Origin of the sequence: Xenorhabdus khoisanae, from assembly GCF_001037465.1 — a bacterium.
In the GTDB taxonomy this organism is placed as follows: Bacteria; Pseudomonadota; Gammaproteobacteria; order Enterobacterales; family Enterobacteriaceae; genus Xenorhabdus; species Xenorhabdus khoisanae.
In genome coordinates this window covers 22,048-47,109 of sequence record NZ_LFCV01000042.1, presented here as the reverse complement: position 1 = coordinate 47,109, position 25,062 = coordinate 22,048, and the positions used below count along the sequence as shown (strand labels likewise).

General features: G+C 41.0%; 27 protein-coding genes and 2 pseudogenes. 15 read left to right on the top strand and 14 right to left on the bottom strand.

Annotated elements, in window-relative coordinates; all coding sequences use genetic code 11:
• Positions 1–113 precede the first annotated feature (113 nt).
• Positions 114–3,167, bottom strand: coding sequence for an autotransporter domain-containing protein (locus tag AB204_RS07705; protein WP_053067858.1), 3,054 nt, complete (start codon positions 3,165–3,167; stop codon positions 114–116).
• Positions 3,168–3,832: 665 nt separating this feature from the next.
• A complete protein-coding gene (locus AB204_RS07700; protein WP_053067857.1) occupies positions 3,833–4,270 on the bottom strand; it encodes an MmyB family transcriptional regulator in 438 nt (145 codons plus the stop codon).
• Between the two features lie 12 nt (positions 4,271–4,282).
• Between AB204_RS07700 and AB204_RS07695 the strand changes: the two genes are divergently transcribed.
• The 3 genes from AB204_RS07695 (at position 4,283) to AB204_RS07685 (ending at position 5,721) form a co-directional block, all read left to right on the top strand.
• On the top strand, positions 4,283–4,603 hold the full coding sequence (locus AB204_RS07695) for a hypothetical protein (protein ID WP_047962801.1): 321 nt from the start codon (positions 4,283–4,285) through the stop codon (positions 4,601–4,603).
• Positions 4,600–5,025, top strand: a complete 426-nt coding sequence (locus tag AB204_RS07690; RefSeq protein WP_200898211.1) for a GNAT family N-acetyltransferase — start codon at positions 4,600–4,602, stop codon at positions 5,023–5,025. Before AB204_RS07695 ends, AB204_RS07690 begins: the two co-directional genes overlap by 4 nt.
• A gap of 81 nt (positions 5,026–5,106) precedes the next feature.
• On the top strand, positions 5,107–5,721 hold the full coding sequence (locus tag AB204_RS07685) for a pyridoxamine 5'-phosphate oxidase family protein (protein ID WP_047962800.1): 615 nt from the start codon (positions 5,107–5,109) through the stop codon (positions 5,719–5,721).
• 145 nt (positions 5,722–5,866) lie between these two features.
• Here the strand turns inward: AB204_RS07685 and AB204_RS23775 are convergent, their stop codons facing one another.
• Positions 5,867–5,998 (bottom strand): hypothetical protein, encoded by a 132-nt coding sequence (locus tag AB204_RS23775; protein ID WP_268802287.1) that lies wholly within the window; start codon positions 5,996–5,998, stop codon positions 5,867–5,869.
• Between the two features lie 269 nt (positions 5,999–6,267).
• Here AB204_RS23775 and AB204_RS07675 point away from each other — a divergent pair, with 269 nt between their 5' ends.
• On the top strand, positions 6,268–6,801 hold the full coding sequence (locus AB204_RS07675) for a hypothetical protein (RefSeq protein WP_047962799.1): 534 nt from the start codon (positions 6,268–6,270) through the stop codon (positions 6,799–6,801).
• A 441-nt stretch (positions 6,802–7,242) separates the two neighbouring features.
• On the opposite strand, the gene AB204_RS07670 is transcribed toward AB204_RS07675, so the two are convergent.
• The 4 genes from AB204_RS07670 to AB204_RS07655 form a co-directional block, all read right to left on the bottom strand.
• Positions 7,243–7,536, bottom strand: coding sequence for a type II toxin-antitoxin system RelE/ParE family toxin (locus AB204_RS07670; RefSeq protein WP_047962798.1), 294 nt, complete (start codon positions 7,534–7,536; stop codon positions 7,243–7,245).
• A 2-nt stretch (positions 7,537–7,538) separates the two neighbouring features.
• Positions 7,539–7,808 (bottom strand): type II toxin-antitoxin system Phd/YefM family antitoxin, encoded by a 270-nt coding sequence (locus AB204_RS07665; protein ID WP_047962797.1) that lies wholly within the window; start codon positions 7,806–7,808, stop codon positions 7,539–7,541.
• Positions 7,809–8,234: 426 nt separating this feature from the next.
• The gene (locus AB204_RS07660; protein ID WP_047962796.1) at positions 8,235–8,831 is read right to left on the bottom strand and encodes an NADPH-dependent FMN reductase; all 597 of its coding nucleotides are present in this window, start codon (positions 8,829–8,831) and stop codon (positions 8,235–8,237) included.
• A 23-nt stretch (positions 8,832–8,854) separates the two neighbouring features.
• Entirely contained in the window at positions 8,855–9,748 is an 894-nt protein-coding gene (locus tag AB204_RS07655) for an EamA family transporter (RefSeq protein ID WP_047962795.1), read from the bottom strand.
• A 176-nt stretch (positions 9,749–9,924) separates the two neighbouring features.
• On the opposite strand from AB204_RS07655, the gene AB204_RS07650 reads away from it, so the two are divergent.
• Positions 9,925–10,416 (top strand): MarR family winged helix-turn-helix transcriptional regulator, encoded by a 492-nt coding sequence (locus AB204_RS07650; protein ID WP_047962794.1) that lies wholly within the window; start codon positions 9,925–9,927, stop codon positions 10,414–10,416.
• Between the two features lie 142 nt (positions 10,417–10,558).
• On the opposite strand, the gene AB204_RS07645 is transcribed toward AB204_RS07650, so the two are convergent.
• The 3 genes from AB204_RS07645 to AB204_RS07635 form a co-directional block, all read right to left on the bottom strand.
• Positions 10,559–12,568: a TonB-dependent copper receptor gene (locus AB204_RS07645; RefSeq protein ID WP_047962793.1), complete on the bottom strand. Its 2,010-nt coding sequence runs from the start codon at positions 12,566–12,568 to the stop codon at positions 10,559–10,561.
• A gap of 79 nt (positions 12,569–12,647) precedes the next feature.
• Complete coding sequence (locus tag AB204_RS21295) at positions 12,648–13,076, bottom strand: DUF2946 domain-containing protein (RefSeq protein ID WP_235428051.1); 429 nt, start codon at positions 13,074–13,076, stop codon at positions 12,648–12,650.
• Positions 13,077–13,233: 157 nt separating this feature from the next.
• A complete protein-coding gene (locus tag AB204_RS07635) occupies positions 13,234–13,479 on the bottom strand; it encodes a hypothetical protein (RefSeq protein ID WP_047962791.1) in 246 nt (81 codons plus the stop codon).
• A gap of 434 nt (positions 13,480–13,913) precedes the next feature.
• Between AB204_RS07635 and AB204_RS07630 the strand changes: the two genes are divergently transcribed.
• From AB204_RS07630 to AB204_RS07615, 4 genes are read left to right on the top strand one after another with little or no spacing between them, the layout of a single operon-like run.
• Complete coding sequence (locus tag AB204_RS07630; protein ID WP_047962790.1) at positions 13,914–14,318, top strand: DUF2000 domain-containing protein; 405 nt, start codon at positions 13,914–13,916, stop codon at positions 14,316–14,318.
• A complete protein-coding gene (locus AB204_RS07625) occupies positions 14,315–15,067 on the top strand; it encodes a formylglycine-generating enzyme family protein (RefSeq protein ID WP_047962789.1) in 753 nt (250 codons plus the stop codon). The genes AB204_RS07630 and AB204_RS07625 overlap by 4 nt, the downstream gene beginning before the upstream one ends.
• Before the next feature lie 23 nt (positions 15,068–15,090).
• Positions 15,091–15,729 (top strand): molybdopterin-dependent oxidoreductase, encoded by a 639-nt coding sequence (locus AB204_RS07620; RefSeq protein ID WP_047962788.1) that lies wholly within the window; start codon positions 15,091–15,093, stop codon positions 15,727–15,729.
• A 13-nt stretch (positions 15,730–15,742) separates the two neighbouring features.
• Positions 15,743–16,345 carry a LysE family translocator gene (locus AB204_RS07615; protein WP_047962787.1) on the top strand — a complete coding sequence of 201 codons (603 nt, stop codon included), beginning with the start codon at positions 15,743–15,745 and terminating at the stop codon, positions 16,343–16,345.
• A gap of 126 nt (positions 16,346–16,471) precedes the next feature.
• Here AB204_RS07615 and AB204_RS23160 read toward each other — a convergent pair.
• Positions 16,472–16,607 (bottom strand): annotated as a pseudogene (locus AB204_RS23160) (IS5/IS1182 family transposase); the annotation flags it as partial.
• A 108-nt stretch (positions 16,608–16,715) separates the two neighbouring features.
• Between AB204_RS23160 and AB204_RS07610 the strand changes: the two are divergent.
• The 5 genes and pseudogenes from AB204_RS07610 (at position 16,716) to AB204_RS07595 (ending at position 21,187) form a co-directional block, all read left to right on the top strand.
• The gene (locus tag AB204_RS07610) at positions 16,716–17,534 is read left to right on the top strand and encodes an AraC family transcriptional regulator (RefSeq protein WP_047962786.1); all 819 of its coding nucleotides are present in this window, start codon (positions 16,716–16,718) and stop codon (positions 17,532–17,534) included.
• A 243-nt stretch (positions 17,535–17,777) separates the two neighbouring features.
• Positions 17,778–19,109 carry an omega-aminotransferase AptA gene (gene aptA, locus AB204_RS07605; protein WP_047962785.1) on the top strand — a complete coding sequence of 444 codons (1,332 nt, stop codon included), beginning with the start codon at positions 17,778–17,780 and terminating at the stop codon, positions 19,107–19,109.
• Positions 19,102–19,227 (top strand): annotated as a pseudogene (locus AB204_RS23435) (hypothetical protein); the annotation flags it as partial. The gene aptA and the pseudogene AB204_RS23435, both read left to right, overlap by 8 nt.
• 194 nt (positions 19,228–19,421) lie before the next feature.
• Positions 19,422–19,850: an ASCH domain-containing protein gene (locus AB204_RS07600; protein ID WP_047962784.1), complete on the top strand. Its 429-nt coding sequence runs from the start codon at positions 19,422–19,424 to the stop codon at positions 19,848–19,850.
• A 185-nt stretch (positions 19,851–20,035) separates the two neighbouring features.
• Positions 20,036–21,187, top strand: a complete 1,152-nt coding sequence (locus AB204_RS07595; protein ID WP_047962783.1) for an MFS transporter — start codon at positions 20,036–20,038, stop codon at positions 21,185–21,187.
• Here the strand turns inward: AB204_RS07595 and AB204_RS07590 are convergent.
• The 3 genes from AB204_RS07590 to AB204_RS07580 all read right to left on the bottom strand — a co-directional run bounded on the left by AB204_RS07590 (position 21,184) and on the right by AB204_RS07580 (position 23,816).
• Positions 21,184–22,095: a LysR family transcriptional regulator gene (locus tag AB204_RS07590; RefSeq protein WP_047962782.1), complete on the bottom strand. Its 912-nt coding sequence runs from the start codon at positions 22,093–22,095 to the stop codon at positions 21,184–21,186. The two genes, AB204_RS07595 and AB204_RS07590, sit on opposite strands and share 4 nt — an antisense overlap.
• Positions 22,096–22,209: 114 nt before the next feature.
• A complete protein-coding gene (locus AB204_RS07585) occupies positions 22,210–23,088 on the bottom strand; it encodes a DMT family transporter (RefSeq protein ID WP_047962781.1) in 879 nt (292 codons plus the stop codon).
• 212 nt (positions 23,089–23,300) lie between these two features.
• The gene (locus AB204_RS07580; protein WP_152671512.1) at positions 23,301–23,816 is read right to left on the bottom strand and encodes a YagU family protein; all 516 of its coding nucleotides are present in this window, start codon (positions 23,814–23,816) and stop codon (positions 23,301–23,303) included.
• Between the two features lie 246 nt (positions 23,817–24,062).
• On the opposite strand from AB204_RS07580, the gene yiaK reads away from it, so the two are divergent.
• Positions 24,063–25,061: a 3-dehydro-L-gulonate 2-dehydrogenase gene (yiaK, locus tag AB204_RS07575; RefSeq protein ID WP_047962780.1), complete on the top strand. Its 999-nt coding sequence runs from the start codon at positions 24,063–24,065 to the stop codon at positions 25,059–25,061.
• Position 25,062: the final 1 nt, after the last annotated feature.

The window sequence follows — 25,062 nt, the reverse complement described above, 5'->3', positions numbered from 1 at the left end:
CCACCGAAGTGATTTGTGCTAAAGAAGATACAAATGGCCTAAAAAGTAAAACTCACTGCCAATCCTTGTCAGCAGTGAGTTTTTGCTATTAAAAAGACATCTATTTTTACCGATCAGAAGCGCCATTTAGCATTCAGGAATACGCCGTTATCCTTATGATTTCCTGACAGAACGCCGTTATATCCCAGTGACAACTTAGTGTTTTCATTAATGCCTAATTCCGTACCTGCTTTGATTACAGCGGAATCACGTGCTGCTGACACACTATTGACAGTAAACGTTGAGTTACTATTGCTAAAACTTAATTTAGTGTCGCGATCTACTTTGCCAAACTGATGTTGCCAACCCAATTCGCCATATACGCCTACAGTCAGTTCATTTTCAGTCTGCCATTTTTGATCTACACGTAAACCTAATGTAGAGAAGGTCGCATTTTTCGATTGTTTGTTACCATTCAATGCAGCAGCACCGCCATGCTCATTAATGCTACCGTTACGGAAGTTAACATAAGACAGATTGACGAATGGCTCCAGATTCACCCAGGATGTATTCATTCCATAAGCCGCTTCAGTAAACAATTGACCAGTATGGGCGTTATACTTGGCTTTCAGGTTATCGGATTGTTGACCAAAGGCAATCGAGCGTTCTGTGTCAAAGCGATGCCAACTGTAAGCAGCACCAGCACGCAATGCTAAAGCCTCAATCTGCTTGCTACCGTATAGAGCCAGATGGAAATTGTCACTGCGCGCTGAAGTGCTGTAGCCACCTTTCAGTGAAGAACGTGTATAACCAGTAGCTACACCGAGACGCCAATCATTACCCAGTTCTCTATCTGCACCCAGTAACACACCATAGTTGGATACACGATATCCATTGACTTCACTGTTACCATTCGCACGTTGCCAGTTGCCCATGACTTGCACCCAAGCACCGTTTTTATCCGATTTGATATCCTGTCCGATAGTTCCACCATCAGCCTGACGTAAACGGGTATTCAGCGTATCGCGCAGATAACGGCTACCATTGATTTGTGCCGCAGCGATATCAGCATGGATCTGTCCGGAAGAGAGTTGCTGGAATGCTTGACGAGCCTGAACTGCTGTATCAGACATTAAGATACTTTCATAAACTGGATGTCCTAAACTCAGTTTATCGGCCGCATCAGCCACGGCGCGTTCATTAGCGGTCATTCCCAAGCTGGCGAATCTTGTGGAATTACGTTTTATATCCAACATCACCCGACTAGTTTGGTAACTCAGCTCAGTACCAACAAACAAATAGTTTGGTACTACGGAAGCAAATTTCCCGTTGATACCATTGTTTGCTTGCAAGATATTGTATTGCTGATTAAGAAGGCTGCGAACTTCTTGTTTTGATAATAAGTTACTGCTGTTTTCCAGTGTAACTTGTACTTCACCACCTTTCAGCGTTGCTAAACCATTGCTGATAATGCGATCGCCATTACTCTGGTTATTTGGTGCCACTTTTACCAGGTAACGTGAACCATTTTGGAAGGTAATATTGCGATCAACGTTCAGCGTGCCACTTGATCCTAACCCGCCTGGAGCAATATTGGCTCCGGTATTAGCCATAAGAGAACCGACAGTCCCCGTTCCTCCAAGAGTTGCACCATCATGCACGGTTACATCAGAAGTTATGGAGCCACTGACTTGCAAATGGCCTTGTTCTACCAAAGTCGGCCCTTTGTAAGTACTCTTTTTACCCGCAAGTTCAAGTGTCCCTTTACCAATTTTCGTCAATCCACCGTGACCGGAGATATCATTGCTCCAATTGTCATAGACACATTCAATACTGTTACATGTTCTTTCTACAGTCGTACCTTTTTCAACCAACTCACCGATGCCCGGAATATTGGCAATAAACTGGGTTTCAGTATAAGAGCCAGGAATATAGTATTTTTTAGGAATATCACTTTCAGTAATGAACATTTTAGGACCATCAATGGCATCTTTCAGATTCAACATTCCCCAGCCATACATGTCATCCAAACCAGGGGCACCCAGGTCGGTAGCCGTGGTTTTGAGGACATCAGAAATTTGCCCGGCAGTCATATAAGGGAAACGTTGCATTAAGACGGCTGCGGCCCCTGCTACATGGGGTGATGCCATTGATGTACCGGTATAAGAATCATAAGTAGGATCGATCGTCAACTCACCATTTTTGAGAGCATCTTCATCGATTTCCCCATCAACTTTAGAAATAAAATCGCCTGTGCTGCTGTAAATTTTTGTCCCTGGTGCGGACAAACAATAGCTGGCAGTATATCCGCAACTCGTTGATGAGACATTAATCTCATTTTCTCTGGTCAGGTTGGCAACGCTGAGGTAGTTTTTCAACGCGTCAGGGAAGAAATACGGCATACCTGCATGAAACCAGGTGACGTTATAGTTATTTGCATTTCCTGCCGCAAAAATAACCAATTTCTCATGACGTGCCGCACGCAACAAACCCGCGCTTCTGGTTGTATAATCATCGAGTTCTGGAATTGGAGAACGACTTAACCGATCCAGGTCATCTTTAATGGGTGTCACATAATTAATGACATCTTGCAAAGTGACTTTATAGTAATCAACCGTACCATCTGGTCTCCGTTTGGGCCTACCGTTCGCATCAGTATAATAGCGAGGGCGAACACCCCAACTGTTATTAATTACACGTACATCGCTTTGAATCATGGCTTCTGTACGGTTATAGTCATTTTGCAAATATTTCCCTGTAATTAAACCCGCATCAAATGCCACACCGTGCATTTCCTTACCGTCCCGGTTTGCTGCAATGGTCCCTGAAACATGGTTACCATGGGCACCGAATTCGATATTTCCAAAGATATCTTTGTCATAGCTCCATGGGTCTTCTGGGCTCAGAATCTTCAACTTACCTGCAAACTCAGGATGATTGGTAACAGCTTCATCGAGTACACCAACATTAATGCCTTTACCCGTGTAACCACGGGCATAAGCATAATGAGCACCAATAGCAGCCAATCCCCATTGATGATTAAACTCTTCAGATAACCAACTGCTTGGCGAGTTCTTTTTACCCTGTTCCTGATATTCAGCCGCAGCCATTGAAGCACTAACAGGTAATGTTCCAAATAATAACGTCATCCACAAAAAGATCGGTCGTGCCGGATTATTTTTTTTCATAAGAGATGATCCATTTTTCAAAAGTGGCAACTTTCAATTCGCTGTTTGGCACATCGCTCCTTGAAAAGTCCTTATTAATAAAACCGATGATTAAATTACAATAAGCAGGCAGTAGCGGTCCGACCCTATATTTTTTCGACTGTCTATAGGGTATATGTCAACCATAATGTTCTTTACCTGCAAGTTGCTATAGCATAATAATTAAAGCCAAATTGCAATAAAAACATTAACTTATTTATAACTAATTTGAAACAAAAAATAAAAGTCATCTAATAAAGAGTATTTTTATGCTGTTGAAAAGCAATAAATTATTTTTAAATATAGTGAAATGTATTTAATTTTTTACAAAAAAGTAACTTTTTGTGATTTATTGGTATCTTTTTTTGAGACTGTGAGCGCAGTGTTTTGTTCTATTGAGCCACTTAATAATCCCGTTTGAAATCAGTAGATGATTTATGGATATTAAGGGGAGGGGTCATCCTCTTTTTAAAATAATTACTCTACATACTAGAGTGTTATACTTTCTGTATAAAATATTATTTTTACAAAGAGGTTATTTCAAAATTTAATATCATTTGGCATGCGTACTAATAAATAAGTGAATACTTTATTCAAATATTGATTGTATATTCATATCCACACTTGTTTTATTCTGGCAGAGCCGATCAATCTTTAGCATAAACAATCAAGCGCAAATGTCTTTCGGCATCAGTAATCATTGATGTGTAACCGAAAGTAGTTACCTGTCCATTTACATTCAGCTCCCGCACTCCATTACAAGGCTCATAGATTTCATGTTTATGCCACATCCCATAAAAGTCAGGTGAAGTTTTAAGCAATTTGTTGACTAATTCCTGAATATAATTGTCTTTAACAGCAAGGGCATAATCGCGCCTAAAGCTGGCCAGTAAACGATAAGCATCTCGTTCCCAATGACAAAACAATTCTCGATAATGTTCACTGGTAAACAATAACCACAAAAAATTCCTCTGTTCACTTCCGACCTGACTGAAACAAAAACACTCATCTGCTGGTTGATTAAAGGCTAAAACATCCCAATGCAAATTCAATACATAAGTTAGATGAGGAGACAAATCATTCATAAGCCGATTTTGATGCTGCTTGGTTATGGTCAAGGTTTTGTTATGACACCATTGCTCAATGTTGTTCTGGCTTTTGTCAACGTACGCTTTGCCGGTATGGCATCAGGAATAATTGCTACTTTACAACAGGTTGGAGCAGCTTTTGGTGTTGCCGTGGTCAGTATATTAATTCAATGGCATTTTAATAATGTGGATATTCTCACTTTTATCACATACCAAAATGCCTTTGTTCATAGTATGTTTTACAATATTGCCGCCGCTTTTATTACATTTTATTTGTTGAAAATATTACATCGAAATATAGATGTCCATTATGGGGAGATTGAAACGTGATCAGATCATTTACAGAAGCAGATATGGATACCGTTTTGTCCATTTGGTTAGAAGCTTCAATGAAAGCTCACGATTTTGTAGCGGCTGAATTTTGGCAATCTCAAATAAAAAGCATGAAAAGTATTTATATCCCAGCGTCAGAAGTACACGTCTATGTACAGGATTCTAACGTCATTGCTTTTTATGCTCTGCACGGTAATGAATTGGCGGCTATTTTTGTATCGCCAGATAAGCAAGGGCAGGGAATTGGCAAGACGTTAATTGATGATGCTAAAAAACGAAGAAATGAACTTACGTTATCGGTCTATCAGCAGAACCAAGCGAGTTATAACTTCTATTTGTCGCAAGGGTTTTATGTTGTCAGCGAAGAAATAGATGAAAATACAGGGTGCCAAGAATATTTTATGTGTTTAAAGAGGTAAATAAAAAAACACATACGGTTAACAAATTACGAGTTAATTTTGTAATTTGAAAGACAACGAACATATAGGGGATAACCATTAATGAACAAAACTGTTACTGATATCGCCACACTAGAACAAATTTACGGAAAACCTGCGGCTGCTTCCGTTTTTAAAGAAGTGAACTATATCCACCCTGTGTATCGCCCTTTTATTGAAGCCTCACCTTTTGTCACATTAGCAACTGTTGGCCCAGAGGGAATGGATGTATCTCCTCGTGGCGATCAAGCCGGATTTATTCACATTGAAGATGAAAAAACGTTGCTATTACCAGATAGGAGAGGCAATAACCGTATTGATAGCTTACGTAATATTCTGCACGATAATCATGTCGCATTATTGTTCCTTATTCCGGGAATCGGTGAAACATTACGTGTCAATGGCAGAGCGGAAATTGTTATTGATCCAGAGATATTAGAACGTTTTTCCCATCGTAATATGCTGCCTTATTCTGTATTACGTATCACTGTAGATGCCGTCTTTTTCCAGTGTGCCAGAGCAATTTTACGCTCTGGTTTATGGGATGTTTCTAACCAACTTGAACGTAGCGCTTTACCCAGTGTTGGCAATATTCTCAAAGAAATCAGCAAAGGTGACTTTGATGGCGCTGATTATGATGAGAAATTACCACAGAGGCTTAAAGATACTTTGTACTAACTAAAATCTTGTCATACATACATGGACGCCCCTTAAACCCTTAAAAGATGAAGGGGCGGCTGAAATTGTATCAAATGAAACGGTATATGCAGTAGGACTAAAGTGTGAATTAGGTATGGTCTTAGTCAGTATGCGGGTGAGATCGCTACGTTGCTTCTGGAGGATCATTTTGCGCCTGTCGCCAGTCCAACGCTCCTAACGACGATAAATCAGGATGTATCACAATGGCCTTTGATTCATTTCGACTGGCATCGCTCTCTGCCTGTAGATCTAACATGGAGTGTCTGGGCCCAAGTCACCGGACTTAACCCATCAGATGTGTCCACTGGTATTCGGTATTACGAGGAAAGTCACGCTATCCAAGCGACTATCGCAGGTCAGGGTGTTCAGAAGTATGAAGGGCTAGCAAGCGCCTCTCTTATACCAATAAGTCCTACTCTGCCAATTTATAAGGATCATCAGTACAGCATTATCGATTGTGTTGCATTTGCGAGAGATGTTTTAATTCCCTACACCATCTTTTCGATATAAATTAGGAGAATGTGAATGAATAAGCTGATTCTTCCCCCTGATATGCTGTTGAAAGAGGGGCAAACCGTTTCGTTGACCCCAATAGACCTAACCAAAGAAGATTCATCTCTGCTGGATTTACTACAACAGCAAACTGAAGCAGAGGACAATCTCGCGCAACGAGCTGGACCAAGTTGGTATCGTGCTAATTCAGGGCCTAAACCAACTCAAGGCGGAGTGTATATTTCTGGTGCGACTTTGGCTCCTTTAAGCGGACAGACTCCTTCAGGGGGAATTGTGAGCACCATTTTGTGTAACTATAACCGACTCAATTGGGCTGGCTGGCAAAATCAAATCACGCTGCGTCTTGTTATTACCACTCCGAATAATTCTGCTGCATGGGAAGCACTTCTGGATGTAGCCAGTAGCTCGACCACTGTCAATGCTGCAGGTTCTAATATTCCAGCAGACTGTAGGATCACCTTGCAAATGAAAGTTGGAAATATCACGGGCGGGTTGTATCAGCCGCCATATATTTCGACTTATGACTGTACGGTAAATTACAACTAATATGAACGACTAGAGACTCACTTTTGATTTCCCGTGGCACTTTAGATTTCACGGAGGTAATCAAATCGAAGAGAAGCCTCTTTTCAGTCGTGAAGCCAAATAGTTGTTCTGCATAACAAACAGTGGAAGGGTAGGGGAAATATGTAGTGCTACCCACCCTTTAGGCATAGGTATCTACACATCTTCGAACTGACCCAATGCTCTTGCCGCTAAATGGGTCAGTTCTTCAAATCTGAATGGGTTGTCGCAAGAAAAGAGAAGATTGGAAAGCATAAAAAAATCGTGGGGCATGTGTCTGGTGAGAACCGGATGAAATAGTTCGACAACTCAGGTTTCTGAGGAAAACGGCGATCGGGTAACTTACTCAAGCATCTGATAAAAAAGTTTAATTGCTTATTTTATCGCGAATTAAATAAAGCACCCCACGTTTTATGCTCTACATTATAGATGGTTATGCGGATCTTGCGTCTGATGCAACACCGCCAACACTTCAATACCAGTCGGAACTTCCCGATAGTAAATAATGTGGCTCTCTACGGGGAAACTCAGCACACCAAAATAAAGATCCTCACTGCGATCACGACCGGGGGATGGGTGACGATCAAGAATTTCCGTCATAGTCACACGCAACGAAGTTGCATAAGCTTCCGCGATATTCGCCCCCCATCGGCGCATAGAATAGAGTTTTATTGCACGAATATGCTCTCTGGCCTTCTTAGTAAACCGGACACTCATCCCTAAGCTTTACCCTCAATTTCATCAACCGTCAACGGTGTAAATACATCATCAATACTATGCAATTCGCCACGATCAGCTTGTACAATCGATTCAGCCAGAACGGCTTTTAAATTCTGTAACTTGAGCTGTGTGAACTGATCATACTCTTCAGGAGAGATAACCACGGCCACACGCTTACCATGCTTACTAATTTCCACAGGCTCACGCTGAACTTTCATAAGCAGATCACCAAACTGGTTCTTAGCTAGTTGTGCGGGAATAATTTCCATACATCACCTACCGTCTAAAATGGCTCGAATAGCTATTATAGCTAAAAGTGCATAGAGCTACCAGTAATCAAAATAGCCAACCGCCAACCAACTCTCATGCTACATACTAGCAATCCAATGAAGAACCCCGCCGCTTGCGGCGGAGAATTCGACCCTAAGAGATTAAAAAATTTATTGTATTTAGTTTCATGTTTAAACCATCAATATGGTTCTGTTATTATTTTTTGAGTGATTTTTTAATTAAATATAGTGATGCTTATTATTGAATAATGCTTTCTTTTATTTTAAGAATCCATTCGTCTTTAATAGAAGGGGAGATTGCTGGTGGATTTGATTGGGATCGACAGAAGATGGCTGCTTAATACCTCTATTCTCGGCTCAAAAATTTGAGCCGAGGTTTATTCATCAAGAAAGAATATCGTTTATCTACATACCATACTGATAATTTTTACTTTCTTCGTCTATATCTTCACGCACTTGCTTAAGCACCTTGGCATAAGATTTAAGTAATTTCAGAGTATAGTTAGCACGATTTTCAAAGGCTGCATCGCTGCAAGTCAGATCGTTTGAAATCAAATTCTCACCCTGACGGAAAATCAAATGATCAGGCAGGAAACACACATGGTTATTTTTAAAACCGGTCATACGTAATTCGCAGAGGGGATAAACGCCATTAACTCCACCTGACACACTGGCCAATAATGCTGGCTTATGACCCAATTCGGCCAGCGAACAATGTAATAAAAAGTTTTTCAATGCCGGAGTGGCCATTCCATGCCATTCCGGAGTGACAAAAATAAATGCCTCGCTATCTCTTAAATGCCGTGCAATTGCTTGCCAGGGGTGAGATTCAGCCGATATATCTGTCGTAAAACCATCGTGTAATGGTAATTCTACATTGGAGAGATCAAGGTTCTGTATGTCGGTAAAGCCATGTTCACTACTTAATTTCTGCAAATAACGAGCCACACGTTGGCTGCGGGAATCTGGGCGTTGACTGCCTGAAATTATAGTCAGTTTCATTTATTTTCCTGTTATTTTTTTGTTTACTTCTTAAGTAATAGGGTATCGGTTTTTTCTGTCTGACTCCGGGGAATCGAAAGCCAAACAGAAATAATGATGGTGTATGCTCCAAGCATTTGTGGCAAGGAAAATGTTTGTTTTAAAAACAAATAGCCCAAAGAACAGGCGGACAATGCACTGAGGAACCCTAAGAAAGAGATGGTTACTACCGGTAATTTTTCAATCCCTCGAAACCAAATGATATAAGAGAAAACAGCACCAATCAGGCACAAATAACTGTAGCCGAGCAGGTTTGTTATAGTGAGATTTTGTGGCAAGCCTTCTATAAAAATAGCGATGGGTAATAATATCAATCCTCCAAATGTTAATTGCCAGCCAGTGAAACTGAGTAACGATAAGTTGGTGGGGCGATTCCAATATTTGGTTAATACAACACCTAACGCCATGCAACCACATCCTGCAAAGCCCGCAGTCACTCCTTGCCAATTTAGGCTGATGGTTGAGTTCAATACTAATAAGCTGATCCCAATAATGCCCAATATTGCAGAAATAATGTGTTTTATTGTCAGGGAAGTTTTTAACAAATAAGCACTTAATAGGATCACAATAATGGGTTGGCAAGCCATGATTAGTGCTGCCGTTCCACCGGGAAGATATTCAGCCGCAACAAAGAGAAAATAGAAAAAAGCACCGATATTGAGTAATCCCAGTACTGCGATACGTAACCACCAGATCCCCTTGGGGAAGGTACGGCAAATCAGCAGCAATAAGATACCGGCTGGTAACGCCCTGACAGTAGAAGCCAGCAAAGGCATATTGGGTGGCAATACTTCCGTTGTGATGATGTAGGTGCTTCCCCAAACAATTGGTGCCAATGCAGTCAGCAAAATATTCCGAACAACTCTAATGTCTAACATAGGAATTTCCTTCCGATTTATTCATATTTTCATCCTGTGTATCACTCTTTCTCTGCTTGCCAATACGTATTTATCATCAATAAAAGTATCTTTAAATAAAGTTAAATTAAAATAATAGCCTAAACGATTTTTATCAAGTATCTTTTTGTTGAAAAAAATAAACAGGATAAAAAAGCATGAAATATGATCACGTTGACCGATTACTGATACAGTGGGAACAGCAGCGTCCAGACCTTGATCCATCATCAATGGGTGTCATTGGAAGACTATGTCGCGTAAACAAAATCATTGAGCAACGCTTGCAACATGCTTTCAAAGAACACGGCCTTAGTGCTATTGAGTTTGATATCCTTGCGACTCTCCGTCGTAACAACATGCCAATGACACCGACAGAAATGTATCAATCCGTTATGCTCACTTCTGGAGCAATGAGTACCCGCATTGAGCATATGGTGCAGAGAGGATTGATTGAGCGTATTGCCAATGAAGAAGATCGGCGTAGTTGCAAGATTTTCCTGACACCGGAAGGGAAGGCATTGATAGATAAAGCGGTGGAAAGTCATTTAGAGAATCAAAAAAACATTCTTGAATCATTGACAGAAACTCAACAAGAGCAGCTTGCGATGTTATTACGTCATTGGTTGCTGGCTAATGAATCTGCTAATTGATGCTTTCTGGCAGGCTGAAAAAGTATCTTTATTGAAAGATATGGTTTTTCTCACAAAAAGAAATATCTTTCGTTAAAGCGATTCTGAAAGGAGTTCGCCCTGGCTGAGGTCAGGGCGAACTAAGGTTAATTAAAAGAACATATTAGAACTTAACATTAACTCTTGCCCAATAAGTCCGTCCCGGCTCGTTGATTTGCGTATTGCCTGAATAACCAAAGCCTCCATTTCCTGCCAAGTTAAGGTGCTCGCTATAGGTTTTATTGAAAATGTTGTCAACACCAGCGCTGACCTGAACATTTTTAGTCACTTTATAGGCCGCATTGGCAGACAAGATGGCAAAACTTCTACTGCTATTAAAATCTTTGCCTACAACGTTACCTTCATTGATGGCGACCCGATGCTGGCTGTTAACCAAACGCAGCAAACTGCTGCTGGTCCAATCACCATGTTCCCAAGTCAGACCGAATCGCGCTTCCAAAGGTGGAGTTTGTGGCAGAGGACGGTGATTTGTCGTATTTTGTGCCCAGGAATACGCTAAACTTGCATCCGTTTTCCAATTGTCGGTCAACTGATAAGCAACTCCCATTTCTCCGCCCATGATAGTGGCATCGATATTATGGGCTTGGTTATTACGAGCATTCTCGCCATAACGGAACAAGATAAAGTCATTCACTTTACCCACATAAGCCGATACCCAGCCTTTCAGGTATTGATCATTATATTGCGCACCGATATCCAACTGGGTTGTCTTTTCGGCCTTGATATTAGTGAAAGCATCTTCTCCGGCTTTGCCAGAAAATAACTCCCAGTAATCAGGAAAACGTTCGGTATAACCAACGCCAGCATAGAACATCACTGGGACATCTTTCAGATTATGTTCAAAACGGATAAAGCCAGCGGGAAGAGTATCTTTGCGTTCTTGCTGGGTACTATATTTATACACCATCACGCGATCCAAGCGTGCACCGCCGATTACTTTGCTTTGTTCAGTCGCATCCCACGTTAATTCACTGAAAATACCATAATCACTGAAACGGGCATTCTTCTTCCAGCCTATTCTTTCTTCTTTTTTCATAAAGCGATCGGTATTAGTCCGATGGGTGTTCGTTTGCGTATCTACGCCGCTTTGTAATTTGAAATCTTCCCAAATCCAGGTTCCGATCATGCGGCCGCCCATCGTAAGGCGATCTGGCTCTGAAGCCATTTTATGTTCTGAATGGCGCAGGGAATAAGTATCCATCACATGGTCGGTGTAGTTGTAATAAAAATTAGTTTCAAATTTGTCAAAAACCTCACCAATATTGGATTTCTCAAAACGTATCCCAAAACTTTTACGCTTAAATTGGGAGCCATCCATCATACGAGTGGCATAGCGCGCTTCGCCATCGCCTTGTCCAGCATTTAATTCCAGCAAGGTATTTTCATCTGGCGTCCAACCTAATGCGACATCGGTATTCCATTTATCCCAACGAGAAGGTACGCGATGACCATCACCGTCTTTGTAATCATTAGAGCGGGATTTATTACCAATCATCCGAATATAACCCAGTTCATTCCCCAAACTGAGGTCGGCATTACCATCCCAACGCCCATTGGAACCGACAACGGTACTGACATTACCTTGAGCACCAAATTGTTCAAATTGAGGGCGGGTACGTTCAAAACGAATAGTGCCCGCAGAGTTACCCGGTCCCCAAAGTACAGTTTGTGGGCCTTTCACTAAACTGAGAACATCATAGCTTTCCGGTGAAATATAAGAACTTGGTGCATCCATGCGTCCGCCACAGGAGCCAAGAATTTCGCCGTCATCAATCAGCATTCGCAAACGAGAACCAAACATGCCACGGAATACAGGATCGCCGTTAGTACCACCATTACGGATCTGAGAAAAACCGGGAATGGTTTTCAGATAATCAGAACCATCACTGGCAGGGACTGGCTGACGCGGCGTTTTGAGTGAAGTCGCCACTTCAAGCGGGGAAACAGCCGGAGCCGTTACGATGATGACAGACTCTCTATCATTAACATTGTGCGTTTCTTTTATCTCTTTGGAGTGATGTTCACTGGCAGCCATGCCGCTGGTTGGTAGGGCAAGGGCAATTGCCAAAGCGGTTGTCAGAGGTGATATACGAAACAATTGTGTAGTGGACATAAAAAAATATTCCTTAATTAGTCACAAATCAAACAAAACAAGGCAAGAAAAATAAAATCCTTTATTTCAATTAAGTAGACTAATTAAGGGGAGGGGCGCGGGGTTGTGATTCTCCGTAGAATAGCCGGATGATTGGTCCAGTGAAGCGTGGTGCTGGTGGCGCACGGGATACGGTTAGCGTCAGCAGGATGAAAGGAATAAAACAGCCTGCCAATAATGGCAGGTTAATCAGAAGCTGACAGTAACCACAAGCGATATCATCCATCAACCCCATATGGATATGATCAGCACCATGATGATTCATGGAGTGTGATGAAGGCGCTGTTTGATGATAACTGCTGTTTTGCATGTCAGGCATAGACATGCTGTGATTCATTTCGCTTTTTATATCATCACGATGGTGCTCCAGCGTTTTTGATACCACTGGCGCGATGAACAACATCAAAATCGCCAATAAGGCGATAAAGGCAGGTGTTCGGCGTTGTGATAGATGAAAAAGCGATAACAAGCTAATGATCCAGAGCAATTTCCACGATTGGACGCCAATATTACTGCATTTTTGATTGAGTTGTTAAAATATTTTTTGGATTAGCATGTCAATTATAACCCCAGAGTAATAATTGATTGCTCTGGGGTTATAGGATCAATGTTTTATAGAATAAACGTCATGGTAAACCATACGGCAAAGTTCCACCGGCACCTTCCCCAAGCCATATTCCATTAATCCAAGTTTCATTGCACCACATGTCTAATTTTTGGCCTGTTAGTGTGGCTTTTTGTGCTATAGAGAAGAACTCGCAATGCCATAAAAACAGGTGAAGATTAGCGGCGACTTGGCTAGTAAAAATGGAAGCTTTCATAGATTCTACACTCTCATTTTGCGCAATTCTATAAACAACAATTTTGTACAATATTTAACATCCAGGCAGGAATATCGTTAATGTAAATTTAACTTAAGCGAATTATGAGATGATATTTAACACTGATAGCTTTTGGATTAGGCACCCCCCAGAAATTGCTTCAATCGCGACTCTTGGACCAAGATAGCTGAGCAACAAACCATAAAAATAGCTACGCATCACGCGCCTCTATCTCGTTTAGAGAGCTTAATTGAATCGGCTGAAGACAAGATTTTTGGAATATCCGATGCTCATTTAGAAATAGAGATTACGAACTCTACAAGCAATGGAGCGAGACTAGTTGTAAACGGCGATGTTGATTGTTGCTTAGCGAATGCTGATGCAATTAAACATTATGGGCTTACAGCAATATCTCACCCTCTACATATTGAAATGACATGGGTGGTATTTTCTAACAGCCAAATTCATAAAAGGAAAGTTGCATAATGAATGACAAAAAGTGTGTATTGGTAATCGATAAAGATCTTCCTCTTGGAGTCATTGCAAACACAGCAGCAGTGCTAGCTCTTAGCCTTGGCAAGGCTCACCCTGAGCTCGTAGGTGACAATATCAAGAACCGTGATGGAGGGGATCATTTTGGGATCACGCGTATCCCAATCCCAATTCTTGCGGCAACTGCAAGCGAGATAAAGGAAATTCGTTCTCAATTACAATCATACGCTACGATAGTTGACTTCTCGAACGTAGCAAAAAACACTAAGAGTTATGAGGATTACTCAAGTAGGTTAGAGGCAGCCAGTGAGGACAGCATCGAATATTTAGGCATAGCTGTGTACGGCGACAAAAAAGCCATCATTAAGCAAACTGGAAATATGAAGTTAATACGATGAACAATTTAATTGATATGGTTTTAGTGACAGGATCTCCTTATCTACGCGGTTCAGAGTTGAGCCCTGATGAGCAACCTGTGTGCGTAGTTACCCTTAGTGATTTTTTCATTGATGTTCACCCTGTGACTAACGCTGAGTTTGCAGTGTTCATTGAGCAGGGGGGCTATAGAAGTAAGAAATATTGGTCAGAAGAAGGTTTTCAGTTTATCCAAGATAATGGTATTTCGGAACCTTTATATTGGCATGATTCTAATTGGAACCAACCAAAGCAGCCAGTAACCGGCATTAGTTGGTATGAAGCTGTCGCATACGCAACATTTGTAGGTAAGGAATTACCCACTGAAGCGCAGTGGGAATTTGCTGCGAAGGGGAACGATAATCGACTCTATCCATGGGGAAATAGCGAGCCATCTATTACAATTGCAAACTATGCCCCAGACTGTGAGCCAGCTGAGCTTAACCGAAAATCCACGGATTGGGATGCACATCCACAAAATCGCTCTCCATTTGGTTGTATTGATATGGCAGGTAATCTAGCTGAGTGGTGTCTAGATAATTACTACCAAGATTACAGTTGGGACAAAACTCATATTGATCCCGTTTATCTTAGTATTCCTACTGACGATCATGTAGTTCGAGGTGGTTCAGGGCTGCATGATGAAGATTATATGCGCTGTACATGCAGAGATAACTACCCTCCAACAGTACGAGACAACATCGTAGGTTTACGCTGTGTCAAATCTCTATAATAGATTACATAAGAAAGGAAAATATGATTACTCCATATATTGATAAGAAGCCTTCTTCTTTACGGTACTACCAAGAAGGGCCACCTGAATCATATGATTCTATTGATATGAAAGAATGGGCGCTCAAGATATTTTTACCTCATGAGTCAACACCAATTCTTGTCGCATTCGAAGACCTTAAGAACATTGCGCCAATAACAGAAAGCCGCCGAGTTGTATGTGTTTGCAATTGGAGTATCAGAAGAAACTGGACAGGTGTTTTACTAGAAGACCTATTGAAATATCTAGGGATAAACCAAGCAAAATATCTTTCATACAATTTGAAGCAGATAAGTTTAGGTACAAGTAAGGGAGGGTATGACTCTACAATATCCCTTAGTAATGCATTAGAAAATAGAGCTATGATTATTTGGGCGGTGGACGGTAAACCCCTATCTTTGGAAGAAGGTTATCCTATCCGTCTAGTCGACTTTTCGCTATATCGGTACAAAGGGGTTAAGTGCTTGTCTGAATTGTACTTTACTGATGAGTTCGAACAAGGATTTTGGGAAAGCAAAGCGGGTTATTGCAAAGAGGGAAAAATCAAGGCAAAACGGTACCGTATTGTTGATTTGCAAGAGAATCGTTTTATTAATGGCTCTGGAGAAGTAACTGATTTTTAGGAGGTAGAAGCTTATGACTCAATTATTTGCAATGACAGTTTTTGCCTTTGTAACCTCTATATCGCCAGGACCTGTAAACATAATAGCGACAGTTACCGGAGCCAATTGCGGATATATTCGAACTATCCCACATATAACCGGTGCTACAATTGGTTTTGTATCGATTTTATTTTTACTGGGCTTTGGATTAGCCCAAATTATAAATGAGGTGCCATATCTTACCGAAATACTTACCTATATAGGAGGCAGTTTCTTATTATACTTGGCATATAAAGTTGCTATGCAAAACCCAATGATCGGTGATGATAGTGAACCAGAAACCAGTGCTCCATCCCTTATACAAGGAATAATGTGCCAATGGCTTAACCCGAAAGCATGGATTGTGTCTTTAGCAGGCATATCCGTTTTTAGTAGTCACGATGCAGAAATTAATGCACTACTACTTTTTTGTGGGATTTTTTTTATTGTCTGTTATGCATCAATTTCAGCATGGGCTGTTTTGGGAATAACGATTAAGACAGTTTTGGACACACCTAAACATTATAAGCTTTTCAATCTCACTATGGGGCTACTGTTAGCAATTACGGTCGTATATACTTTTTTTATATCAGGTTAGGGTCTGTTGATGTTTTAAGGTCATAATTCATTCAACCCACATCGGTAACCAGATAATGATAAATTCCAGTGCCAACATATCCCCCCTCTGTCAGCATAGTTGCCCCTCCCCATATTCTGGCGGTTAATCGCGCCAGAGAATGCTTATTCTCATTCGGTAAAAAATGCCTTCAAAGGTCAAGTTTGTGATAAATCTAATCCGTGTGTTGCATTAACGCAAATAGCTTATTCCAATGGAGATCTGTTAACATGGTTCGCGGCATTATGGTGAAAACTGGTTGTTTTTTGGCAAAAGTAATTATACCAAATCATCTTGCTGTCTAATAATTCCTCACAAAACATCAACAGACCCTAAAAGGGTATGAACACAGATGACCAAGCAAAAATTTTATCGTTCGAGCGCAGTACCCATTGAGCTGCGCTTTTCTAAAAACTCGAAAGCCTGTTACGGGAAACACACTCATGAAGAATTTTCCATTGGAGCTGTAGATTGCGGTCATAGTGATTACTTCAATAGTAATATTGAACGTAGAATACAAAAGGGTTCCCTTGTCATAATTAACCCTCTAGAGGTCCATTCATGCAACCCAGTACCAGATACAAATTGGAGCTACAAAATGCTGTATGTATGTCCAAAATGGTTAGGTTATGTGCAATCAATGATTGTAGGTGAAAGAATAACGAATTTTATCCCGTTCTCAATTAATCATACCGATGCTCCGGAACTTTATGCACAGTTTCAAGAATTAGCCAACACAATCATTCTTGATAAAGACAAAATGAAAACGGAAGAAGAGAGCATCTCTTTTTTTTTCAATCTTTTTTCACAGTCCAACTCCATACCTTTAGAGAAAGTTGTACCAAAAAGTAGTGTATCTAGGGCGTATGAATATATTTGTGAAAATTTTCGAAGCAATATATCGGTAAAGGATATCGCTGTTCACTCTCAATTGAGTGAATATCATATTATCCACGCATTTCGAAAGGCATATGGTATTACTCCACATGCTATGCAAATCGCAATGCGCATTAATGAAGCAAAAGTACTTTTGAAGCAAGGAATGAATATAGCGTCTGTAGCAACTGAGTTAGGTTTTTATGACCAAAGCCACTTTCATAGGAATTTCAAAAAATTGGTTGCGGCGACTCCTGCGGAGTATAAAAAATATAGGTCACGTATTCAATCCTGATAACGGCACTATTAATAATGCCAATGTTAAATTCCCCGCGTAACTGTTTTTACATGCTGGAGGAACTCTTCAATGGATGCCATCATCGTTTCACTGGCCCGTAGATGCTGATCGTGTAATCTAAGAGTTGTTTATTTCATTTACGTAAGTAAACTCATAACTAATGATTCGATAAATGAGATTTAACTTGAATATAGTTTCATTGCAAACTCTTTGTTACAACCTTGCGCGAGGAGTTAAAAAATGTCAGATAGCCATTATTTTCAAACACTGAATTTTAAAGCTCATTGGATGCCATTCAGTGCTAATCGTCATTTTCAACAAGATCCACGTTTAATTGTCTCAGCAGAAGGAAACTGGCTGGTCGATGATCAAGGCCGACGTATCTATGACAGCTTATCAAGCTTGTGGACATGTGGAGCGGGTCATTCACGCACTGAAATCCGTCAGGCTGTTTCTGAACAATTGGGTACGTTGGATTATTCTCCCGGTTTCCAATATGGTCATCCTTTGTCATTTAAGCTGGCAGATAAAATTGCCAGTCTTATGCCCGGTGATTTAAATCATGTATTTTTTACCAGTTCAGGCTCAGAAGCTGTCGATACCGCAGTAAAAATAGCGCGTGCTTACTGGCGCATCAAAGGGCAATCTTCCAAAACTAAACTGATTGGAAGGGCGCGAGGTTATCATGGTGTAAATATCGCTGGTACCAGCCTTGGTGGAATTGGTGGTAACCGCAAGATGTTTGGTCAGTTTATGGATGTAGACCATCTACCGCACACATTACAGCCCAATATGGCCTTTACCAAAGGAATGCCATCAACGGGTGGCCCTGAATTGGCCGATGAATTGCTAAAACTGATCGAATTGCATGATGCCAGTAATATTGCCGCAGTTATCGTCGAACCACTTTCCGGATCTGCCGGTGCCATTATCCCGCCACAAGGTTACTTACAACGTTTGCGGGAAATCTGTACCCAACACGATATCCTGTTAATTTTTGATGAAGTGATTACCGGCTTCGGGCGCTTGGGAAGTTGGAGTGGTTCCGAATATTTCGGTGTAACGCCGGATATTATCAATTTCGCGAAACAAGTTACCAATGGTGCTATTCCTCTGGGGGGGGTGGTTGCATCCAGCAAGATCTACGATACCTTTATGTCACAGTCTCTACCCAGCCATATGATTGAGTTCAGCCACGGTTATACCTATTCGGCCCATCCCGTTGCTTGTGCAGCAGGTTTGGCATCATTGGAACTATTGGAAAAAGAGAACTTATTGCAACAAGCTGCCGAATTGATCCCACATTTCGAACACGCATTACATGAGCTTAAACACTGCCCAAATGTCGTAGACATTCGTAACTGTGGGCTGGTGGGCGCAATTCAAATTGCTCCACGGGATGGTGATGCAGTTATCCGGCCTTTTGATGCAGGTATTGCATTATGGAAAGCTGGCTTTTATGTGCGCTTTGGTGGTGACACATTACAATTTGGTCCAATGTTCAATGCCAAAATGGACGATATTCATCGCCTATTCAACGCGGTGGGTGATGTTTTGCACCAAATTAAATAAAGGAAGTGATTCAGCCGGAGAATTGAAAAGAGGGATTGATTTTCAGGCAATGGGTATTGTTGCCGGCATAACGCCTTTTAATTTTCCCGCAATGGTTCCTCTATGGATGTATCCGCTGTGAAAATCATTAATCTCTATTAACCCATTCAAATGGGCGACTGTTTTACCGCCCATATTTCCAGCTCTTACATTCATCAATCTTATAATATGGAGCCATGTCATATAGTTGACATAAAACCATGGTGGAAAATAGTGTCATTATGTTAGTAAAGACGCCTACGTATAAACTTAACGAAACACCTAAAAGATAATATGAAAACAGATAAGATCACGAAACTGCTTGAAAGCAAATATCCAAAAGCCGGGCGTTGGGTATTTGGTGATTCTCCTGCTATGCACGATGAACTGGCTGAATTAGTTGCCAAAGGTATAAAAACAGCAACAACTTGCCCGTTCAGTTTGTATGATTCTTATGAATCAGATGATGGCAAGATTACTGTTGGTAATCACTACACTGTCTTCGACAGCAAAGAAAGTCCGGTTTGCGTTGCCAGAGTCACTGCAATGCACTTGATGCAATTTTCAGAAATGACCGCAGATTTGGCCTGGAAAGAAGGAGAGGGAGACAGAAGTTTGCTTCACTGGCAATTAGAGCATCAACGTTTTTTTGAGAGTATAGGTGTTTTCTCACCCGATATGGAAATTGTTGTTATCGAATTTAAGGTTGTTGAGAAACTGTAATCAAACTCTCTACATTTTCGACAATGCAGAAATTAAAGCCGCATTATCGCGGCTTTTCTTTTGAGAAAAAATCATTGAAGAAGTTATGTCTACAGACAATAGACGAAAATATCCTTCTGTTTTTATAGAGTATTTGCCATCATTTTGCCTACCTGTTAAAAGTAAATTCTCAATAGATTCTCATTATGGAAAATAAAAAATCTCTGCTGTTGTTGTTGACGTTATCCATTGCGGTCTTTGGTGTTATTACGACTGAAATAGCTGTTATTGGATTGCTGCCGCAATTGGAAGCACAATTGCATGTAACACCGACTCAAGTCGGTTTTCTTGTCGGTATTTATGCCATTGTTGTGGCTATAACGGGGCCATTTATGACTCTGCTATTATCTGGATATAACAAAAAACACGTTCTTCTTGCCATTCTATTTGTATTTATCGTTTCTAACCTTATCTATGCCACAACAAACCTCTTTAATTTGATGTTGATATTCAGAATTCTTCCCGGGTTGGGGCATGCTGTTTTCTTTGCGGTTGCCCTTGTTATTGCAGCGAAGTCCGTTTCTAAGGAAAAAAGTGCAGGTGCTATTGCAAAAGTTTTTGCCGGAGTGACTGTGGGGATGGTATTAGGAATGCCTTTGAGTTCCTTTATAGCGGAACATTTATCACTCAGTGCTGCATTTTATTTTGGTGCAGCGACTTGTATGCTCGCTTTTCTCGGTATCTTGTTTTTTGTTCCTTCTATCCCTGCAACAAAAAACCGTATTGCTATTGAACAATTAAACGTGTTGCGCAGAGGAAAACTATGGCTGACGATTTCTACCGTGACATTGATTTTCTCCGCAATGTTTTCAAGTTTTAGCTACATCACGGATTATTTATCGAAAATCACGCAATTTGATAATGATTTCATTAGTGCGATTTTAATACTATTTGGTGTTAGTGGATTTATTGGCAATTTTGTTTTTAGTCACTTTTTGCAGAAAAGTGTTGTAAGCACAACTTATGCTTATCCTGTTTTATTAATCTTTCTCTATCTCCAAGTCTGGTATTTAGGTTTCTCGCCGATAGCAATGTGTGTGTTAACCGTTTTTTGGGGCGGATTGCATTCTGCGGGGCTTGTGGTCAGCCAAACTTGGCTTATACAGGAAGCTAATGATGCCCCTGAATTTGCCAACAGCCTTTACATTTCTTTTGCTAATTTAGGGATCACAATTGGCTCCGTTACGGGAGGATGGTTTCTTTCACAATTTAATGTGCATACGGTTATGTTAATCAGTATTCTCTTTTCATTTATGGCATTTTTAAGCATCTACATTAAAAATAATCTTCAGCGTTAATCTAACAAACCGTCTTCTGCCAATTCCACCAGAGTATCTACAACATAACGTATTTTAGGTAACAGTTGACGGTTTTTAGGCCATAACGCACTAATCGGAATTTCCACTCCAGAATATTCTTGCAATACCTCCTTGAGTTCTCCGCTCTCAAGGTAATTACCCACCATCCATAATGGTAGCTGCGCAAATCCGCATCCGGCCAACGCAGCAGATAACATTGCATCTCCATCAGAAAACTCATAAGTTGCTGGTGGAGTGTAACGTCTTACCTCGCCATCTTCTTCTTTCAATAACCAAGATATAGGTTGATTCCTGCGAAATCCTACCACACACCGATGTTGACTCAATTTCTCGGGGGTTTTGGGTTCACCATGAGAATGTAAATAATTCGGTGAGGCACAAATAACAAGTTTTTGCGTTGTCAATTTACGGGCGACCAGTCCACTACTGTCAGCGAGTTCCCCGATTCGTATAGCAATGTCGATACCTTCCTCAATCAAATCAACAAAACGCTCACTGAATGAAACTGACAGAGATAGCTCAGGATAATTACTGGCAATTTTCAGAAGAGCCGGAAATATTCGCTGACGTCCAAAAGCAGCCGGCAGATCAATACGGAGGCGGCCAGCAGGATAGGAAATATGTGAAGTAAGGGCCGCTTCAGCTTGTTCGAGAATATCAAGAGCATTCTGGCAGCTTATCAGGAAAGCTTCTCCATCAGGCGTTAAGCTCAAACTGCGCGTCGAACGCTGAAAAAGTTTAAGTCCTAAACGATCCTCAAGCCTCCCGACGCTTTTACCTACCGCAGACTTTGTTAAGCCTAGACGCTCTGCCGCAGCAGTGAAACTGCCTAATTGCGCTGTTATGACAAACGCCGTTATCCCGCCAAGATGATCTGTTCTACGCATGTTTAAGAATATCTGTATCAGTTAATGTATTAATAAAGATTCAGCCTATATTATCCATAACTAAGGTCAATTTCACCTTCACCAATCAGATTCGTACTCAATATTAAACTCCGTTTACCTTGCAAATTTCCGTGAGCCAATAATACAAAGAATCACCCCTATTGTTACTGCTACCATCAGTAAGCTCACGGGTTCAGAAAGTAAACTCGCGCTCAAAGCAAGACCGAAAAAAGGTTGTAGTAATTGGAGTTGGCCAACGGCAGTAATTCCTCCTAATGCCAGACCTCGATACCAGAAAATAAAACCGATTAACATGCTAAACAGGGATACATACGCAAGACTAATCCATGCCGGAATACCAACATTCGAAAATGAATTTGGCATAAACAGAATTGTCATAATAAGCATAGCAGGTAATGAAATGAGCAAAGCCCAACAGATAACTTGCCATCCGCCTAATACGCGGGAAAGTTTTGCACCTTCTGCATAACCAAGTCCACAAACAATAACGGCAGCAAGCATTAATGAGTCTCCAGTGAGTGAAGCAGATAACCCTTGCATGAAAGCAAATCCAATCACTAACAAACTTCCCACACCAGAAAATACCCAGAAAGCAGCTCGGGGGCGTTCTCCACCACGCCATACGCCAAAAATGGCAGTAGAAAGAGGTAATAACCCAAGAAATACGATCGAATGTGCTGATGTAATATGTTGCAGAGCCAATGCAGTTAAAAGTGGAAATCCAATAACAACACCCATGGCAATAATGAACAATGAAACCAGCTGATTGGATACAGGACGCTTTTCTTTAAACACGAATAAAATAATGAGCGCCAATAAGCCGGCAATGGAAGCACGGGCAACGGTTAGAAAAATAGGATCGAAATTCATAACAGCAACTTTGGTTGCAGGTAGTGAACCACTAAAAATCAGTACCCCAAGAAAACCATTAACCCATCCACTTGCTGTGTTATTTTCAACCGTTTTCAGCATGGCTATTATTCCTCATTTGTTTTAATCGTTGCGGACAGACAGAGTATGGCTCAACATCATGACAATCAAATTATTGTCATGGATACATTTCTAATTTGGTATTTATAATGTAAGCGTTTATGGCGATAAGGTAAATTGTATGTGGTCATTAATTTAAACTGGTTCAATGGAAAGATTTGAACCAGTTTTTAACTTTTTAACACCATAAGGGATTAGTCTTTTACCATTCTGGTGCGAATGTCATGCCTGAAAATTTCAATAGCCCACATCCAGATTATAGTTCCCACTATTTCCGAGAATATCTCATCAAAAGGCAGTTCCCAGAAAACAGGAGACCATCCATAAATGGGTAAAATGATACCGTGGAAAATGAAGGCAACAATGACAGCAAAAACAGCACCATGCCATAATTTTACGATAGGAAAGATTTCCGCAATGACGGAGTAAAACATTGCCAAAATGATAGAAAAAAGATGGTGAACTCCCGCCATGCCCCAATTCACAAGGTGATCCGAGTAATGATAGACCATGTAGTTGACTTTCCCTCCCCAACTTTGAAGCATCTCGCCAGGAGGGATAGCTCTGTCTGGTGTTCTGGGAGGCATGAGAATTTCTGTTCCCCATTTAGCGAAACTGGCAATATTCCCACCAAGAAAACCTGCCCATAAAGCAATTCCGTAATGTCTGGTATTTCTCTTAGTTACTGACAAAGATAAAAATGAAGGCATATTCATTCCGCATAAGGTAGTGGTTAAAGATAGTGGTTGAAAATTGGAATAGTGGAATATAAATGAACATGCTTAAACCATTCCTAATACTACCTATCTTTTAAGTTCATTTATCTCTGTTTATTTACTCACTCTGAGAGGAACTGTTTAGGTTTTTAAAAATACAATATTACTTTAATTGCAACTATTCCCCTGTGTTATTGCTGATATTTTCCATAGGTTAAAACCTTATATAAGGAAGAAGGCATGAAAGTCACTTTCGAACAATTAAAAGAACAACTTACCCGAATATTGCTGGCTCGGGGTGTTCAGTTTGAGACAGCAAATGCCTGCGCGGAAATGTTCGCCAGTACCACGGAATATGGCGTTTACTCACATGGTGTTAATCGTTTTCCCCGGTTTATTCAGCAACTTGATGCAGGGGATATCATCCCTGATGCCAAGCCTGTGCGAGTGGCATCGTTGGGAGCGATTGAACAATGGGATGCACAACGGGCGATAGGCAATCTGACTGCCAGGGATATGATGAACAGAGCTACTGAATTGGCTACGGAATATGGTATTGGCTTGGTGGCATTACGCAATGCCAACCATTGGATGCGAGGAGGAAGCTATGGCTGGCAAGCTGCGACAAAAGGGTTTATTGGCATCTGCTGGACCAATTCTATTGCTGCCATGCCTCCCTGGGGGGCGAAAGAGTGCCGTATCGGCACAAATCCATTAATCATAGCCATACCCGGCGATCCCATAACGTTGCTCGATATGTCAATGTCCATGTTTTCTTACGGAAAGTTAGAAGTAAATCGGCTGGCTGGGCAGCAATTACCGGTTGAAGGTGGTTTTGATGACGAAGGCAACTTAACCAGAGATCCCGCAACGATTGAAAAAAATCGCCGGATTTTGCCCATGGGATACTGGAAAGGTTCAGGATTATCCATCGTATTGGATCTCATCGCCACCTTGCTTTCAAATGGTTCATCGGTCGCGGAAATTACGCAGAATAATAGTGATGAGTACGGGGTTTCACAGGTATTTATCGCCATTGATGTAGACAGGTTAATTGATGGCCCTTCACGGGAAGCAAAACTGAAATCCATCATGCATTTTATTACCTCTGCGGAATGTGCAGATCCCAATATGGCCATTCGGTTACCGGGTCACGAATTGGTGCGCAAACAAGCAGAAAACAGACGAAATGGTATGACCATTAACGATAGCGTATGGGAAAAAATTAAAACGCTCTGAG

What these genes read in the sequence shown, in the direction of transcription:
- AB204_RS07615 (WP_047962787.1), top strand. Translation starts at nt 15,743, where the DNA reads ATGACTCAATTATTTGCAATGACAGTTTTTGCCTTTGTAACCTCTATA.
- AB204_RS07650 (WP_047962794.1), top strand. Translation starts at nt 9,925, where the DNA reads ATGAAATATGATCACGTTGACCGATTACTGATACAGTGGGAACAGCAG.
- AB204_RS07630 (WP_047962790.1), top strand. Translation starts at nt 13,914, where the DNA reads ATGAATGACAAAAAGTGTGTATTGGTAATCGATAAAGATCTTCCTCTT.
- AB204_RS07590 (WP_047962782.1), bottom strand. Translation starts at nt 22,095, where the DNA reads ATGCGTAGAACAGATCATCTTGGCGGGATAACGGCGTTTGTCATAACA.
- AB204_RS07705 (WP_053067858.1), bottom strand. Translation starts at nt 3,167, where the DNA reads ATGAAAAAAAATAATCCGGCACGACCGATCTTTTTGTGGATGACGTTA.
- yiaK (WP_047962780.1), top strand. Translation starts at nt 24,063, where the DNA reads ATGAAAGTCACTTTCGAACAATTAAAAGAACAACTTACCCGAATATTG.
- AB204_RS07625 (WP_047962789.1), top strand. Translation starts at nt 14,315, where the DNA reads ATGAACAATTTAATTGATATGGTTTTAGTGACAGGATCTCCTTATCTA.
- AB204_RS07695 (WP_047962801.1), top strand. Translation starts at nt 4,283, where the DNA reads ATGCTGCTTGGTTATGGTCAAGGTTTTGTTATGACACCATTGCTCAAT.
- AB204_RS07660 (WP_047962796.1), bottom strand. Translation starts at nt 8,831, where the DNA reads ATGAAACTGACTATAATTTCAGGCAGTCAACGCCCAGATTCCCGCAGC.
- AB204_RS07700 (WP_053067857.1), bottom strand. Translation starts at nt 4,270, where the DNA reads ATGAATGATTTGTCTCCTCATCTAACTTATGTATTGAATTTGCATTGG.
- AB204_RS07655 (WP_047962795.1), bottom strand. Translation starts at nt 9,748, where the DNA reads ATGTTAGACATTAGAGTTGTTCGGAATATTTTGCTGACTGCATTGGCA.
- AB204_RS07645 (WP_047962793.1), bottom strand. Translation starts at nt 12,568, where the DNA reads ATGTCCACTACACAATTGTTTCGTATATCACCTCTGACAACCGCTTTG.
- aptA (WP_047962785.1), top strand. Translation starts at nt 17,778, where the DNA reads ATGTCAGATAGCCATTATTTTCAAACACTGAATTTTAAAGCTCATTGG.
- AB204_RS23775 (WP_268802287.1), bottom strand. Translation starts at nt 5,998, where the DNA reads ATGTTAGATCTACAGGCAGAGAGCGATGCCAGTCGAAATGAATCAAAG.
- AB204_RS07670 (WP_047962798.1), bottom strand. Translation starts at nt 7,536, where the DNA reads ATGAGTGTCCGGTTTACTAAGAAGGCCAGAGAGCATATTCGTGCAATA.
- AB204_RS07675 (WP_047962799.1), top strand. Translation starts at nt 6,268, where the DNA reads ATGAATAAGCTGATTCTTCCCCCTGATATGCTGTTGAAAGAGGGGCAA.
- AB204_RS07665 (WP_047962797.1), bottom strand. Translation starts at nt 7,808, where the DNA reads ATGGAAATTATTCCCGCACAACTAGCTAAGAACCAGTTTGGTGATCTG.
- AB204_RS07585 (WP_047962781.1), bottom strand. Translation starts at nt 23,088, where the DNA reads ATGCTGAAAACGGTTGAAAATAACACAGCAAGTGGATGGGTTAATGGT.
- AB204_RS07610 (WP_047962786.1), top strand. Translation starts at nt 16,716, where the DNA reads ATGACCAAGCAAAAATTTTATCGTTCGAGCGCAGTACCCATTGAGCTG.
- AB204_RS07685 (WP_047962800.1), top strand. Translation starts at nt 5,107, where the DNA reads ATGAACAAAACTGTTACTGATATCGCCACACTAGAACAAATTTACGGA.
- AB204_RS07620 (WP_047962788.1), top strand. Translation starts at nt 15,091, where the DNA reads ATGATTACTCCATATATTGATAAGAAGCCTTCTTCTTTACGGTACTAC.
- AB204_RS07580 (WP_152671512.1), bottom strand. Translation starts at nt 23,816, where the DNA reads ATGCCTTCATTTTTATCTTTGTCAGTAACTAAGAGAAATACCAGACAT.
- AB204_RS07600 (WP_047962784.1), top strand. Translation starts at nt 19,422, where the DNA reads ATGAAAACAGATAAGATCACGAAACTGCTTGAAAGCAAATATCCAAAA.
- AB204_RS07595 (WP_047962783.1), top strand. Translation starts at nt 20,036, where the DNA reads ATGGAAAATAAAAAATCTCTGCTGTTGTTGTTGACGTTATCCATTGCG.